Below are 12716 nucleotides of genomic sequence, written 5' to 3' on the forward strand. Positions count from 1 at the left end.
GAGCTCAAGCACACCCTGCTCGGCGTCGACGCCGAGCTGCTGGCGGCGCAGGGGCCCGTGCACCCGGAGGTGGCGCGCCAGCTCGCGTCCGGCGTCCGCGCGCGCCTGGCCGTCGGCGGCAGGGCCGCCGACCTCGGGGTCGCGACGACCGGCGTCGCCGGTCCCGACCCGCAAGGCGGTCGGGCCGTCGGAACGGTCTACATCGGCATCTCGTCGGCCGCGGGGACGCGCGCGGTCGAGCTCGCGCTCGCCGGCGACCGCGCTGCCATCCGCGAGCAGACCGTCGAGCGCGCGGTCGCGGAGGCTCTGGCCGAGCTGCGGAACGCGGCGCCGGGGACCGCGGAGTGACGCGGGAATACCCACTGTTACGGTCCCGTTACACCCATCGGCATTAACAACAAAAGCCCAGTCGTCACCGATATCGTGTGGGACACGGATGCGGTACATTGGCATCCACCGATTCGTCGGCAGGGTAGAGAAGGAGGCTCCGAATGATTCTTGTACGTCAGGAAATCGGCGACGTGCTCAGGGACTTCCGCCTGCAGAAGGGGCGCACGCTGCGCCAGGTCGCCAGCAAGGCGAGTGTCGCCCTCGGCTACCTCAGCGAGGTCGAGCGGGGACAGAAGGAGGCGTCCAGCGAGATCCTCGCGTCGGTCGCCGAGGCGCTGGACACGCCGGTGTCGGTCATCATGCGCGAGGTCGGCGACCGCATCGCCGTGCTCGAGGGCATCGAGCCGGTCATCCCGGACACCGTCCCCGACGAGTTCGTCTCGGCTCTCGACGCGAACCTCGTCGCCCGCTGATTCCGATAACAAGCTCGCGAACGCCCCGCCTCGTGCGGGGCGTTCGTCCGTCCGAGGTGGTTTCATGAAGCTCAGCGAGTTCCAGCGCGCGATGGCCGACGAGTTCGGCGGCGGCTACGGACAGGCGCTGCTGTCCGACCTCGTGCTCCCCGAGCTCGGCGGCCGGACGGGGAAGGCCGCGATCGACGCCGGCATCCCGCCGCGCGAGGTCTGGCTCGCGCTCTGCAAGGAGATGGGCGTCCCGCAATCGCACTGGTACGGGGCCGGGAAGCCGGCGCCGAAGCGCTGATCGGGCCGACACGCCGTCCGAAATGTCTCGAAGATATGTTCGGAAACTGAGTAGACTCCTGCACAGCGGCAATCGAAAACGAGTTGTCCACGAATCGGGCATCCGGCTCTTCGGGTGTCGGACGTTCCCCATACAGTCGAACTCGTCAGCGAAGCCCACGAAGGAGAACCGCAATGCCATCACCCGCAGACCGCGAGAAGGCGCTCGAGACCGCACTCGCGCAGATCGACCGTCAGTTCGGAAAAGGCTCGGTCATGCGACTGGGCAGCGACGAGCGCGCGCCCGTCGAGATCGTCCCGACCGGGTCGATCGCGCTGGATGTCGCGCTCGGCATCGGCGGTCTGCCGCGTGGCCGCATCGTCGAGATCTACGGCCCGGAGTCCTCGGGTAAGACCACGCTGACGCTGCACGCCATCGCCAACGCCCAGCGGGCCGGCGGCATCGCGGCGTTCATCGACGCCGAGCACGCGCTCGACCCGGAGTACGCCCGCAAGCTCGGCGTCGACATCGACGCGCTCCTCGTCTCCCAGCCGGACACCGGTGAGCAGGCGCTCGAGATCGCCGACATGCTCGTGCGGTCCGGCTCCATCGACCTCATCGTCATCGACTCCGTCGCGGCGCTCGTGCCCCGCGCCGAGATCGAAGGCGAGATGGGCGACGCGCACGTCGGTCTGCAGGCCCGCCTCATGTCGCAGGCGCTGCGCAAGCTGACCGGTGCGCTGAGCTCCACCAACACCACGATGATCTTCATCAACCAGCTCCGCGAAAAGGTCGGTGTGTTCTTCGGCAGCCCCGAGACCACCGCCGGTGGTAAGGCGCTCAAGTTCTACGCGTCCGTCCGGCTCGACATCCGTCGCATCGAGACGCTCAAGGACGGCACCGACGCGGTCGGCAACCGCACGCGCGTCAAGGTGGTCAAGAACAAGATGGCTCCGCCCTTCAAGCAGGCCGAGTTCGACATCCTCTACGGCGTCGGCATCTCCCGCGAGGGCAGCCTGCTCGACTTCGGTGTGGAGCACGGTCTCGTGAAGAAGTCCGGCGCCTGGTACACGTACGAGGGCGACCAGCTCGGTCAGGGCAAGGAGAACTCGCGCAACTTCCTCATCGCCAACCCGGACATCGCCGCCGAGATCGAGACCAAGATCAAGATCAAGCTCGGCATCGTCCCCGACCCGAACGCCGTGGCGGAGACCGCCGCGCCGGTCGGCTCGATCGAGGAGAAGCTGCAGGCCCGCAAGGGCGCCTGATGAACCGGGTGACGCGCACGAGGAGGTCTTCATGGTCGTGAGGTTCCCGTCCGGGTCACAGGGAGACCCGGGGGAGGACGCCGTTGGTGCGTCCGCCCCGGGCTCCGACGCCGACGAGCGTCTCGCGCCGGTCACGCCGCTGCGTCGCGCGGCGGGTGCCGGCTCGGGCTCGGGAGCGGCGGCCGGTGCGGCACGCGGCGCCAGGCGCGCGTCCTCACCGCGGCCGGTTGCGGAACTGCCGTTCGGCGGGGGCGCAGGCACGGGTGTCTCGGGAGCCTCCGACCGCGACGACGCTGCCGCGTCCGCTCCGCGCGGACGGCAGCGCGGGGAGGTGGCGAGCGGGCATCCGGCCGGCCGCGGCCCGCGCTGGAACAACACGTGGGGCGAGGACGCCGGCGCGGGCGGCGCTGCCGAGACGGCTGAGACCGCGGCGCCCGGGCCGACGGACGAGGAGAGCGAACGGCTGAGCCGCAAGGCGAACGCGGTCACCATCCGTCAGCTCGCCCGGCGCGGCATGTCCCGGTGGGAACTCGAGCAGGTGCTCCGCAAGCGCGACATCGAGCCGGAGGTCTTCGGTCCCGAGCTGGATCGGCTGGAGGCTCTCGGTGTGATCGACGACGCGTCGCTCGCGACCAGCCTGGCGTTCACCCAGCACAGCAGGAAGGGCCTCGGCCGCTCGGCGATCGAACTCGACCTCAAGCGCAGGCACATCGCGCCGGAGCTGATCGAGGCTGCTCTCGCCGACATCGAGGACGAGGACGAGCTGGAGATGGCGACCGAGCTCGCGATCAAGCGGATCGGACAGCTCGCGTCATACGACGACGAGACCGCGCGGCGTCGCCTGCACGGCTTCCTCGCACGCAAGGGCTACGGGTCCGGCGTCGTGCGCCAGGCGATGGACGCCGCCTTCGCGACGCGTCGCCGTCGCGGCGTGCGCTTCGAGTAGCGTCCCCGCGGGTGGCGGGGAGCGGCGCGTGCGGCTGGGGGCGATCCCGGTTCGTGCGCGCGGAAAGGCGAACGTAGAATTGTCCGCATCATGAGCATCATCGAACAGCGCAGCGTCATCGAGCCGTCCTCCGCGGCGGTCGCGCCGGACGGGCGGCCCCGGACGTACGAGGTGCGCACGTTCGGGTGCCAGATGAACGTGCACGACTCCGAGCGGCTGAGCGGTTCCCTGGAGGCGGCCGGTTACGTGCCCGCCGACGGTGCGGAGCCGGACATCGTCGTCATCAACACGTGCGCCGTGCGCGAGAACGCGGACAACAAGCTCTACGGCAATCTCGGCCACCTCGCCGGGGTGAAGCGCCGCCACGAAGGGATGCAGATCGCCGTCGGCGGCTGCCTCGCCCAGAAGGACAAGAACGTCATCCTGGAGAAGGCGCCGTGGGTGGACGTCGTCTTCGGCACGCACAACATGGGCTCGCTTCCCAGCCTGCTCGAGCGCGCGCGGCACAACGACGCCGCCGAGATCGAGATCCTCGAGTCGCTGGAGACCTTCCCCTCCACGCTCCCCACCAAGCGCGACTCCTCGTACTCGGGCTGGGTGTCGATCTCGGTCGGCTGCAACAACACCTGCACCTTCTGCATCGTCCCGTCGCTGCGCGGCAAGGAGAAGGACCGCCGCCCCGGCGACATCCTGGCCGAGATCCAGGCGCTGGTCGACGACGGCGCGATCGAGGTCACCCTGCTCGGCCAGAACGTCAACTCCTACGGCGTCGAGTTCGGCGACCGCCAGGCGTTCAGCAAGCTGCTGCGCGCCGCGGGCGAGATCCGCGGGCTCGAGCGCATCCGCTTCACCAGCCCGCACCCGGCGGCGTTCACCGACGACGTGATCGACGCGATGGCGGAGACCCCGAACGTCATGCCGCAGCTGCACATGCCGCTGCAGTCCGGCTCCGACCGCATCCTGCGCGCCATGCGCCGGTCCTACCGCTCGGAGAAGTTCCTCGGCATCCTCGACCGGGTGCGCGCCAAGCTGCCGGACGCCGCGATCAGCACCGACATCATCGTCGGCTTCCCCGGCGAGACGGAGGAGGACTTCCAGGAGACCCTGCGCGTGGTCGAGGCCGCCCGGTTCGCCTCGGCCTTCACCTTCCAGTACTCGATCCGGCCCGGGACGCCCGCGGCGACGATGGCCGACCAGGTGCCGAAGGAGATCGTCCAGGACCGCTACGACCGGCTCATCGCCCTGCAGGAGCGCATCTCGCTCGAGGAGAACGAGAAGCTCGTCGGCCGCGAGGTCGAGCTGCTGGTCGCCAACGGCGAGGGCCGCAAGGACGCCGACACCCGGCGCCTCAGCGGCCGCGCGCGCGACAGCCGCCTGGTGCACTTCGAGCTGCCGGAGGGCGCGGAGGCGCCGCGACCCGGCGACATCGTGACGGTCCGCATCACCCAGGCCGCGCCGCACTACCTGATCGCCGACTCCGACGGCTCGCCCCTGGTGGTCCGCCGGACGAGCGCCGGCGACGCCTGGGACCGGGCCGAGGCCGAGTCCTGCGCGGTCCCCGCGCACGGGTCGGGACAGGCCGCGGAGGGCGGCCGCGTCTCGCTCGGGCTGCCGACCCTGCGCACGCGCGAACCGCTCACCTCGCCCGGCGTCGGGACGATGCCGATCTACGACCCGACGGACGGGCAGCGCTGACCGCGGAGGAGCCGCCCGCCGACGGCCCCGGGATCGTCGCGATCGTCGGGTCCACCGGCACGGGCAAGACCGAGCTGTCGCTCGGGCTGGCGGAGGCGATCCGGCGGCGCGGCGGCGAGGCGGAGATCGTCAACGCCGACGCCATGCAGCTCTACCGGGGCATGGACATCGGCACCGCGAAGCTGCCGCCGTCCGAGTGGCGCGGCATTCCGCACCACCTCTTCGACGTGCTCGACGTCACCGACGAGGCGACCGTCGCCTGGTACCAGCCGGAGGCGCGCCGGATCGTGGACGGGATCCGCGGACGCGGCGCCACGCCGATTCTGGTCGGCGGCTCCGGCCTGTACGTCTCGAGCGTCGTGTTCGACTTCCGGTTCCCCGGCACCGATCCCGCGGTGCGGGCGCGCCTGGAGGCGGAGCTGGCCGCGGTCGGGCCGGGGATGCTCTACCGCCGCCTGCGCGAGGTTGATCCGGAGTCGGCGCGGCGCATCGGCTCGACGAACGGCAGGCGCATCGTGCGGGCGCTCGAGGTCGCGGAGATCACCGGGGAGCCGGTCAGCGGCGCCCTGCCCGACGAGCCGCAGCCGTGGCGACCGCTGACGCTGATCGGCCTCGCCGCGCCCCGCGAGCAGCTCGTGCGCCGGCTCGACGAGCGCGTCGAGCGGATGTGGCGGGACGGCCTGCTCGACGAGGTCGAGCGGCTGCGGACGCTCGGGCTGGAGCGCGGCGTCACCGCGAGCCGCGCCATCGGCTACGCGCAGGCGCTCGGCGAGCTGCGCGGCGAGCTCGGCCGCGCGGAGGCGATCGCGCAGACCCAGCAGCTCACCCGCCGCTACGCGCGCCGCCAGGTCAGCTGGTTCAAGCGCTACCCCGGCATCCACTGGCTCGACTACGACCGCGCGGACCTCGTCGCCGCGGCGCTCGATAGGCTGTGAGCATGGCGACGCTCCACTTCACCAAGGGTCAGGGGACCGGGAACGACTTCGTGCTGTACGCGGACCCGGACGGACAGCACCCGCTGAGCGCCGCCCAGATCGCCGAGATCTGCGACCGGCACTTCGGCGTCGGCGCAGACGGCGTCATCCGCGCGGTCCGCTCCACGCACCTCTCGGAGGGCGCGGAGGCGCTGGCGGAGGACGAGGCCGCCGAGTGGTTCATGGACTACTACAACGCCGACGGCTCGCCGGCGGAGATGTGCGGCAACGGCATCCGCGTGTACGTGCGCTTCCTGCTGGAGACCGGGCTCGTCCAGCTCGCCGACGGCGACACCCTCCCGATCGGCACGCGCTCCGGCGTCCGCGATGTGCAGCGCAACCTCACCGGGTTCCAGGTCGACCTCGGCCGGTGGCGGCTCGACGGCGGCGAGCCCCTGGTGCGCGCCAAGGAGCTGCCGGTCGCGCGTCCCGGCCTCGGCATCGACATGGGCAACCCGCACGTCGTCGTCGCTGTGGCGGACGAGTCCGAGCTGGAGGCGGCGGACCTCAGCTACATCCCGCACGTCGAACCGACCCCGGAGCACGGTGCAAACGTCGAGTTCGTGGTGCCGCACGAGCCGCTCGTGAAGGACGGCATCGGCCGGATCCGGATGCGCGTGCACGAGCGCGGCAGCGGCGAGACGCTCTCCTGCGGCACGGGTGCGGCCGCGGCGGCGCTCGCTGTGCGCTACTGGGCCGGCGCCGGTGCGCCCGACCAGTGGCGCGTCGACGTGCCGGGCGGCACGGTCGGCGTGCGGATGTTCCCGACCGAGGACGGCGAGCACGTCGCCCTCTCCGGTCCCGCCGAGCTCGTCTACACCGGCACGCTCGAACTCGCCTGACCGGCAGCGCTACCACGCCATCCGTTCCGGAGTTCTTCACGCAACACGCCGTGCGCGAGCGTGCACAACTCCGGACGCGATGGCGGGGGAGTTGCGGAAGCGAAGACGGGGAGTCGTCAGGAGGCGCGACGGGCGCGCAGCACCCGGAAGCCCTTCGAGATCGCGGCGCGGGTCGTCGTGAGCTCGGGGAAGGTCGCCTCCATCCAGCGGTGCAGCGAGTCGCTGCCGAGGTTCCGCTGCACGACGAGCCACGCGTCCGAACCCGGCTCGAGCCGCGGCAGCCAGCGCTCCAGGATGGCGTGCAGCTCGTTCTTGCCGACGCGGATGGGCGGATTCGACCAGATCGTCGTGAAGGCGACGTCGTCGGGAACATCCTCCGGCGCCACCGCGTTGATATTGTCGAGACCGAGCTTCTGCGCGTTCCTGCGCACCACATCCAGGGCTCGGGTGTTGACGTCGACCGCCCAGACGGTCGCATGAGGGGATTCGAGAGCAAGTGTGAGAGCCAGCGGCCCCCAGCCGCAGCCGAGGTCGAGGAACTGACCGCCGGGCGGTGCGGAGGGCACATGGTCCAGGAGCACTCGCGTACCCGTATCGATGCGCTCGGGGCTGAAGATCCCGTTGGCCGTCACCAGCTCGTACGTCTGGCCCGCCAGGCGCGCGGTGAACGGCCGCAGATTCAGTTCGCTCCCGGGCGCCGGGGAAAAGTAGTGATCTCCCGAAGCCATAAGAGGACCGTACAGGACAGACACGAACAGACAAACTAGGGTTGACCCGGATCGGGGACGATATATGACCGAACGAACGAACATCGAAGAACACACCGCGGACGACGTCGTCGCGCGGGTTCTGGCGACCGAGGACAGCCGGGCGGCGGTGACGCTGTTCGGCGCGGACACGCAGGGCAGGCGGGCGCAGGCACTGCAGGAGCAGGACGCCGACGGCGGCCTGCACGACGGCGAGCAGTTCGACAGGGAGGAGCGCGCGGCACTGCGCCGCGTCTCCGGCCTCTCGACCGAGCTCGAGGACGTCACCGAGGTCGAGTACCGCCAGCTGCGGCTCGAGAACGTCGTGCTGATCGGCGTCTACTCGCAGGGCTCCCTGCAGGACGCCGAGAACTCGCTGCGCGAGCTCGCGGCGCTCGCCGAGACCGCCGGCGCCGCGGTGCTGGACGGGCTGCTGCAGCGCCGTCCGCATCCCGACCCGAGCACGTACCTCGGCCGCGGGAAGGCGCAGGAGCTGGCGGGGATCGTCGCCTCGCTCGGCGCCGACACCGTGATCGCCGACACCGAGCTCGCCCCGAGCCAGCGCCGCGCGCTGGAGGACGTGGTGCGGGTCAAGGTGATCGACCGCACGGCCGTGATCCTGGACATCTTCAGCCAGCACGCCAAGAGCCGTGAGGGCAAGGCGCAGGTCGAGCTCGCGCAGCTGGAGTACCTGCTCCCTCGCCTGCGCGGCTGGGGCGAGTCGATGTCCCGGCAGGCCGGTGGCCAGGTCGGCGGCGCGGGAGCCGGAATGGGCTCGCGCGGTCCCGGTGAGACGAAGATCGAGCTGGACCGCCGCCGCATCCACTCGCGGATGGCGAAGCTGCGCAAGCAGATCGCCGGGTTCAAGCCCGCCCGCGAGGCCAAGCGCGCCAACCGCAACCGCAACGCGGTGCCCTCCGTGGCGATCGCCGGCTACACCAACGCCGGCAAGTCCAGCCTGCTGAACCGCGTGACGAAGGCCGGCGTGCTGGTCGAGAACGCGCTGTTCGCGACGCTGGACGCCACGGTGCGCCGCTCGGTGACGGCCGACGGCCGGCTCTACACGCTGGCCGACACCGTCGGCTTCGTGCGCAACCTGCCCCACCAGCTCGTCGAGGCGTTCCGCTCGACGCTGGAGGAGGTGGCCGACAGCGACGTGATCCTGCACGTCGTCGACGGCTCGCACCCGGACCCGGCGTCGCAGCTCGCGACCGTGCGGGACGTGATCGGCGAGGTCGGCGCCAGGGACATCCCGGAGATCGTGGTCTTCAACAAGGCCGACCTGATCCCCGCGGACGACCGGCTGGTGCTGCGCGGCCTGGAGCCGGGCGCGATCTTCGCGTCCGCGCGCACCGGCGAGGGCATCGACGAGGTGCTCGCGGCGATCGCGCGACTGCTGCCGGACCCGTCCGTCGAGGTGGAGCTGGTCGTGCCGTACGACCGCGGCGACCTCATCTCCGCGCTGCACGAGCGCGGACGGGTGCTGGAGACGGCGTACGTGGAGGAGGGGACGCGCGTGAAGGCGCGCATCCTGCCGGAGTACCAGGCGGCGTTCGAGCCGTTCGCCGTGTAGCGATCACGCGCTGCAGCGCGCCGCAACAGGCGCCGGACGAAGGCCGGGCGGACCCAACGTGTCGGAAGATGACACGAGGGGTTTCCGCCCGGCCTTCCGCGTTGCTAGGGTGCCGTATCAACGCGAAGCGGGCGACCGCTGACGTGGTGCGACAGCCGAGCCCGGCACCCGCTGACTGAATCCCCGCCGTCCGGCCGGACGGCGGGAGTCCGTGCCGCTGATCGACCACCTGAGGACGCCATGAGCTGTACCACCGCGCGGTTCTCGTTCGAGCTCTACCCGCCCCGCTCCGAGCGAGCCGCAGCCGCCCTGCCCGCGACGATCGACCGTCTGGCCGCAGCCGGTCCCGACTTCATCTCGGTGACCTACGGCGCGAACGGATCCTCGCGCGGTTCCTCCCTCGACGTGCTCCGCTACATCCTCGAGAACACCGACGTGAGCCCGATGGCGCACCTCACGTGCGTCGGATCGTCGCACGAGGAGACCAACCGGCTGATCCGGGAGTTCCTGGACGCCGGGATCCGGCGCTTCCTCGCGGTGCGCGGCGACCCGCCCGCCGGGCTCGCGGCGGGGGACGAAGGCCTGGGCGACATCCGCAGCTCCGCCGAGCTCGTCCAGCTCATCCACCGGGTGCAGGCCGAGCGCGTCCCCTATGGCGAGCTCCCTGTCCCCGGGCTGCCGGCCAGGACGGTGCTGGAACACCGCGAGCACGTGCAGATCGCCGTCGCGGCGTTCCCGAACGGGCACCCGGCGTCGCGCTCGGTCTCTCAGGACATCGATGCTCTGCTCGCCAAGCAGGCGGCCGGTGCGAACCTCGGGATCACACAGCTGTTCTTCCACGCCGAGGACTACCTGCACTTCGCCCAGCGCGCGAAGGAGGCGGGCGTGACGTTCCCCATCCTGCCCGGCATCATGCCGGTGACCTCGCCCGCGCGCCTGAACCGGATGCTGGAGCTCAGCGGCGAGGACCTGCCGAGCGACCTGGCCATCCAGCTGGAGGTCGAGCCCACGGAGGAGGGCCGTCACGAGATCGGCGTCGCCTGGGCCGCTGGGCTCGCGCAGCGCCTGCTCGACGGCGGTGCCCCCGGCCTCCACCTCTACACGTTCAACCAGCACGCCGCCGTGCTGTCCGTCCTCGAGCGCGTGGGCATCGGGCCCGTCGCCGCCGACACCTCCACCACCCCAACCGAAAGCGAACCAGCATGACCGACACCACCACCCGCTCCGCCTTCCCGGTCGGGACGATCATCGGATACCCGCGCATCGGGCGGCGCCGCGAGCTCAAGAAGGCCGTCGAGAGCTTCTGGGCGGGGAGCATCGACGAGGCCGAGCTGGAGGCGACCGCGGCGTCACTGCGCGCGGCGACCCGCGAGCGGCTCGCGGTGCTCGGCCTCGGCCGCGACGACGCCGCCATCCCGGAGACCTTCAGCTACTACGACCAGGTGCTCGACGCCGCCGTCGCGGTCGGCGCCGTGCCGAGCCGCTTCGCGGGCCTCGTCGGCGCGGACGGCTCCGTCGACCTCGCCGGCTACTTCACGATCGCGCGCGGCGAGGGCGAGAACGCTCCGCTGGAGATGACCAAGTGGTTCGACTCCAACTACCACTACCTGGTGCCGGAGATCGGTCCGGAGACCCGGTTCCGCCTGGCCTCCGACCGCATCGTCCGCCAGTTCGAGGAAGCGAGGGAGGCCGGCTTCGTCACGCGGCCGGTCATCGTCGGCCCCGTCACGTTCCTGCTGCTCAGCAAGGCGTCGGACGAGGCGCCGGAGGCCTTCCGCCCGCTGTCGCGGCTCGACGACCTGCTCCCGGTCTACCGGGAGCTGCTCGCCCGCCTCGCCGCCGCCGGCGCGCCCTGGGTGCAGCTGGACGAGCCCGCGCTGGTGAGCGAGAGCATCGAGGACGAGCGCGCCGCCGTGCTGGCGGCCACGCGTCGCGCGTACGCGGAGCTGGGGGGCGCCGCCGAGCGTCCCGGCCTGTTCGTGGCAGCGCCGTACGGCAGCCTGGACGACGCGCTCCCCGTGCTCGCCGGCTCTCCGGTGGAAGCCATCTCGCTCGACCTGGTGCGCGGCAGCATCCCGAGCGGGCTGGACGCGGAGACCGCGAAGGCGCTCGCCGGGAAGACGATCGTCGGCGGCGTGATCGACGGGCACAACATCTGGCGCGGCGACCTGGAGGGCGCGTTCGGCGCGCTCACCGAGCTGCTGTCGCTCAGCCCGGACGTCGCGGTGTCCACCTCCACGTCCCTGCTGCACGTGCCGCACGACGTCGAGGACGAGCCGGAGCTCGATTCCCGGCTGGTGAGCTGGCTCGCCTTCGCCGATCAGAAGGTCGCCCAGGTCGCGACGCTCGCCCGCGGGCTGGTCGACGGCCACGAGGCCATCCAGCCGGAGCTGAGCGCGGCGACGGCGGCGCTGGCCGACCGCGCGGGCGCGCCCGGCGTGCGCGTGCCGGCGGTGCGCGAGCGCGAGGCCGCGCTCACCCGCGCCGACTTCCGCCGCGGCCACTATGAGGACCGGCTGGCGGCGCAGGAGCAGGCGCTCGGCCTGCCGTTCCTGCCGACGACGACGATCGGGTCGTTCCCGCAGACCTCCGACATCCGCCGGGCACGGGCCCAGCTCGCCGCCGGCGCGCTGAGCGAGGCGGAGTACCTCGGCCGGATGCAGGCGGAGATCAAGCGGGTCGTCGACCTCCAGGAGGAGATCGGGATCGACGTCATCGTGCACGGCGAGCCGGAGCGCAACGCCATGGTGCAGTACTTCGCCGAGAACCTGGCCGGCTTCGCGGTGACGAAGAACGGCTGGGTGCAGTCGTACGGGTCCCGCTGCACGCGTCCCTCCATCCTGTGGGGCGACGTCTCGCGGCCCAAGCCGATCACGGTGGACTGGTCGACGTACACGCAGTCGCTCACGGCGAAGCCGGTCAAGGGGATGCTGACCGGGCCGGTCACGATCCTCGCGTGGTCGTTCGTGCGCGACGACCAGCCGCTCGGCGAGACCGCGCGGCAGGTCGCGCTCGCGCTGCGCGACGAGATCGCCGACCTGGAGGCGGCGGGCATCCGCGTCGTCCAGGTGGACGAGCCGGCGCTGCGCGAGCTGCTGCCGCTCAAGCGTGCGGCGCAGCCCGAGTACCTGGAGTGGTCGGTCGGCTCGTTCCGGCTCGCGACCTCCGGTGTCGCGGACGCCACGCAGATCCACACCCACCTCTGTTACTCGGAGTTCGGCGTCGTGATCGACGCGATCAGGAACCTGGACGCCGATGTCACGAGCATCGAGGCGGCGCGCAGCCGCATGGAGGTCGTGCATGACATCCAGCGCTCGGGCTTCGAGCACGGCATCGGCCCCGGCGTGTACGACATCCACTCGCCGCGCGTGCCGTCGGTCGCCGAGGTGACCGAGCTGCTGCAGACGGCGCTCAGCGCGATCCCCGGCCGTCAGCTCTGGGTGAACCCGGACTGCGGCCTGAAGACGCGCGGCTACGACGAGACGGTGGCGTCGCTGCGCAACATCGTCGAGGCGACGCGGGGCGTGCGGGCGACGGCGGGCGCGCAGGTCTGACCTCCGCGCGTTCCACGCGTGCCGTGATCCGCGCCGTGCGTCAGGAT

The 12716-nt window shown here is 71.5% G+C and carries 12 protein-coding genes; 11 read left to right on the forward strand and 1 reads right to left on the reverse strand.

From position 1 onward, the window contains the following. The 8 genes from ACTHMF_RS10935 to dapF all read left to right on the forward strand — a co-directional run. On the forward strand, positions 1-348 hold a 348-nt coding region (locus tag ACTHMF_RS10935), incomplete at its 5' end, for a CinA family protein (protein ID WP_440317529.1). Positions 349-491: 143 nt separating this feature from the next. Continuing rightward, the gene (locus tag ACTHMF_RS10940) at positions 492-803 is read left to right on the forward strand and encodes a helix-turn-helix domain-containing protein (protein WP_314149867.1); all 312 of its coding nucleotides are present in this window, start codon (positions 492-494) and stop codon (positions 801-803) included. A gap of 64 nt (positions 804-867) precedes the next feature. Continuing rightward, a complete protein-coding gene (locus ACTHMF_RS10945; protein ID WP_314149866.1) occupies positions 868-1092 on the forward strand; it encodes a DUF3046 domain-containing protein in 225 nt (74 codons plus the stop codon). Positions 1093-1265: 173 nt separating this feature from the next. Further along, the gene (gene recA, locus ACTHMF_RS10950) at positions 1266-2339 is read left to right on the forward strand and encodes a recombinase RecA (RefSeq protein ID WP_314149865.1); all 1074 of its coding nucleotides are present in this window, start codon (positions 1266-1268) and stop codon (positions 2337-2339) included. A gap of 31 nt (positions 2340-2370) precedes the next feature. Then, on the forward strand, positions 2371-3285 hold the full coding sequence (locus tag ACTHMF_RS10955) for a regulatory protein RecX (protein ID WP_440317532.1): 915 nt from the start codon (positions 2371-2373) through the stop codon (positions 3283-3285). Between the two features lie 90 nt (positions 3286-3375). After that, the gene (miaB, locus tag ACTHMF_RS10960; protein ID WP_314148880.1) at positions 3376-4980 is read left to right on the forward strand and encodes a tRNA (N6-isopentenyl adenosine(37)-C2)-methylthiotransferase MiaB; all 1605 of its coding nucleotides are present in this window, start codon (positions 3376-3378) and stop codon (positions 4978-4980) included. Continuing rightward, on the forward strand, positions 4977-5915 hold the full coding sequence (gene miaA, locus ACTHMF_RS10965; RefSeq protein WP_440317623.1) for a tRNA (adenosine(37)-N6)-dimethylallyltransferase MiaA: 939 nt from the start codon (positions 4977-4979) through the stop codon (positions 5913-5915). Before miaB ends, miaA begins: the two co-directional genes overlap by 4 nt. Before the next feature lie 2 nt (positions 5916-5917). Next, positions 5918-6796: a diaminopimelate epimerase gene (gene dapF, locus ACTHMF_RS10970; protein WP_440317535.1), complete on the forward strand. Its 879-nt coding sequence runs from the start codon at positions 5918-5920 to the stop codon at positions 6794-6796. 116 nt (positions 6797-6912) lie between these two features. Here dapF and ACTHMF_RS10975 read toward each other — a convergent pair whose 3' ends face one another. Beyond that, a complete protein-coding gene (locus ACTHMF_RS10975) occupies positions 6913-7524 on the reverse strand; it encodes a class I SAM-dependent methyltransferase (protein WP_440317537.1) in 612 nt (203 codons plus the stop codon). A gap of 64 nt (positions 7525-7588) precedes the next feature. Here ACTHMF_RS10975 and hflX point away from each other — a divergent pair, with 64 nt between their 5' ends. From hflX to metE, 3 genes are all read left to right on the forward strand, one after another. Beyond that, the gene (gene hflX, locus ACTHMF_RS10980; protein WP_314148884.1) at positions 7589-9115 is read left to right on the forward strand and encodes a GTPase HflX; all 1527 of its coding nucleotides are present in this window, start codon (positions 7589-7591) and stop codon (positions 9113-9115) included. A gap of 240 nt (positions 9116-9355) precedes the next feature. Beyond that, complete coding sequence (locus ACTHMF_RS10985) at positions 9356-10321, forward strand: methylenetetrahydrofolate reductase (RefSeq protein ID WP_440317540.1); 966 nt, start codon at positions 9356-9358, stop codon at positions 10319-10321. Continuing rightward, positions 10318-12669, forward strand: coding sequence for a 5-methyltetrahydropteroyltriglutamate--homocysteine S-methyltransferase (gene metE, locus ACTHMF_RS10990; RefSeq protein WP_440317542.1), 2352 nt, complete (start codon positions 10318-10320; stop codon positions 12667-12669). Before ACTHMF_RS10985 ends, metE begins: the two co-directional genes overlap by 4 nt. Positions 12670-12716: the final 47 nt, after the last annotated feature.

The sequence above is a fragment of the Leifsonia sp. genome (assembly GCF_051955155.1).
Lineage (GTDB): Bacteria > Actinomycetota > Actinomycetes > Actinomycetales > Microbacteriaceae > Leifsonia.

Coding starts and splice junctions, on each gene's coding strand:
- ACTHMF_RS10940 (WP_314149867.1), top strand. CDS start 492: ATGATTCTTGTACGTCAGGAAATCGGCGACGTGCTCAGGGACTTCCGC.
- ACTHMF_RS10945 (WP_314149866.1), top strand. CDS start 868: ATGAAGCTCAGCGAGTTCCAGCGCGCGATGGCCGACGAGTTCGGCGGC.
- recA (WP_314149865.1), top strand. CDS start 1,266: ATGCCATCACCCGCAGACCGCGAGAAGGCGCTCGAGACCGCACTCGCG.
- ACTHMF_RS10955 (WP_440317532.1), top strand. CDS start 2,371: ATGGTCGTGAGGTTCCCGTCCGGGTCACAGGGAGACCCGGGGGAGGAC.
- miaB (WP_314148880.1), top strand. CDS start 3,376: ATGAGCATCATCGAACAGCGCAGCGTCATCGAGCCGTCCTCCGCGGCG.
- dapF (WP_440317535.1), top strand. CDS start 5,918: ATGGCGACGCTCCACTTCACCAAGGGTCAGGGGACCGGGAACGACTTC.
- ACTHMF_RS10975 (WP_440317537.1), bottom strand. CDS start 7,524: ATGGCTTCGGGAGATCACTACTTTTCCCCGGCGCCCGGGAGCGAACTG.
- hflX (WP_314148884.1), top strand. CDS start 7,589: ATGACCGAACGAACGAACATCGAAGAACACACCGCGGACGACGTCGTC.
- ACTHMF_RS10985 (WP_440317540.1), top strand. CDS start 9,356: ATGAGCTGTACCACCGCGCGGTTCTCGTTCGAGCTCTACCCGCCCCGC.
- metE (WP_440317542.1), top strand. CDS start 10,318: ATGACCGACACCACCACCCGCTCCGCCTTCCCGGTCGGGACGATCATC.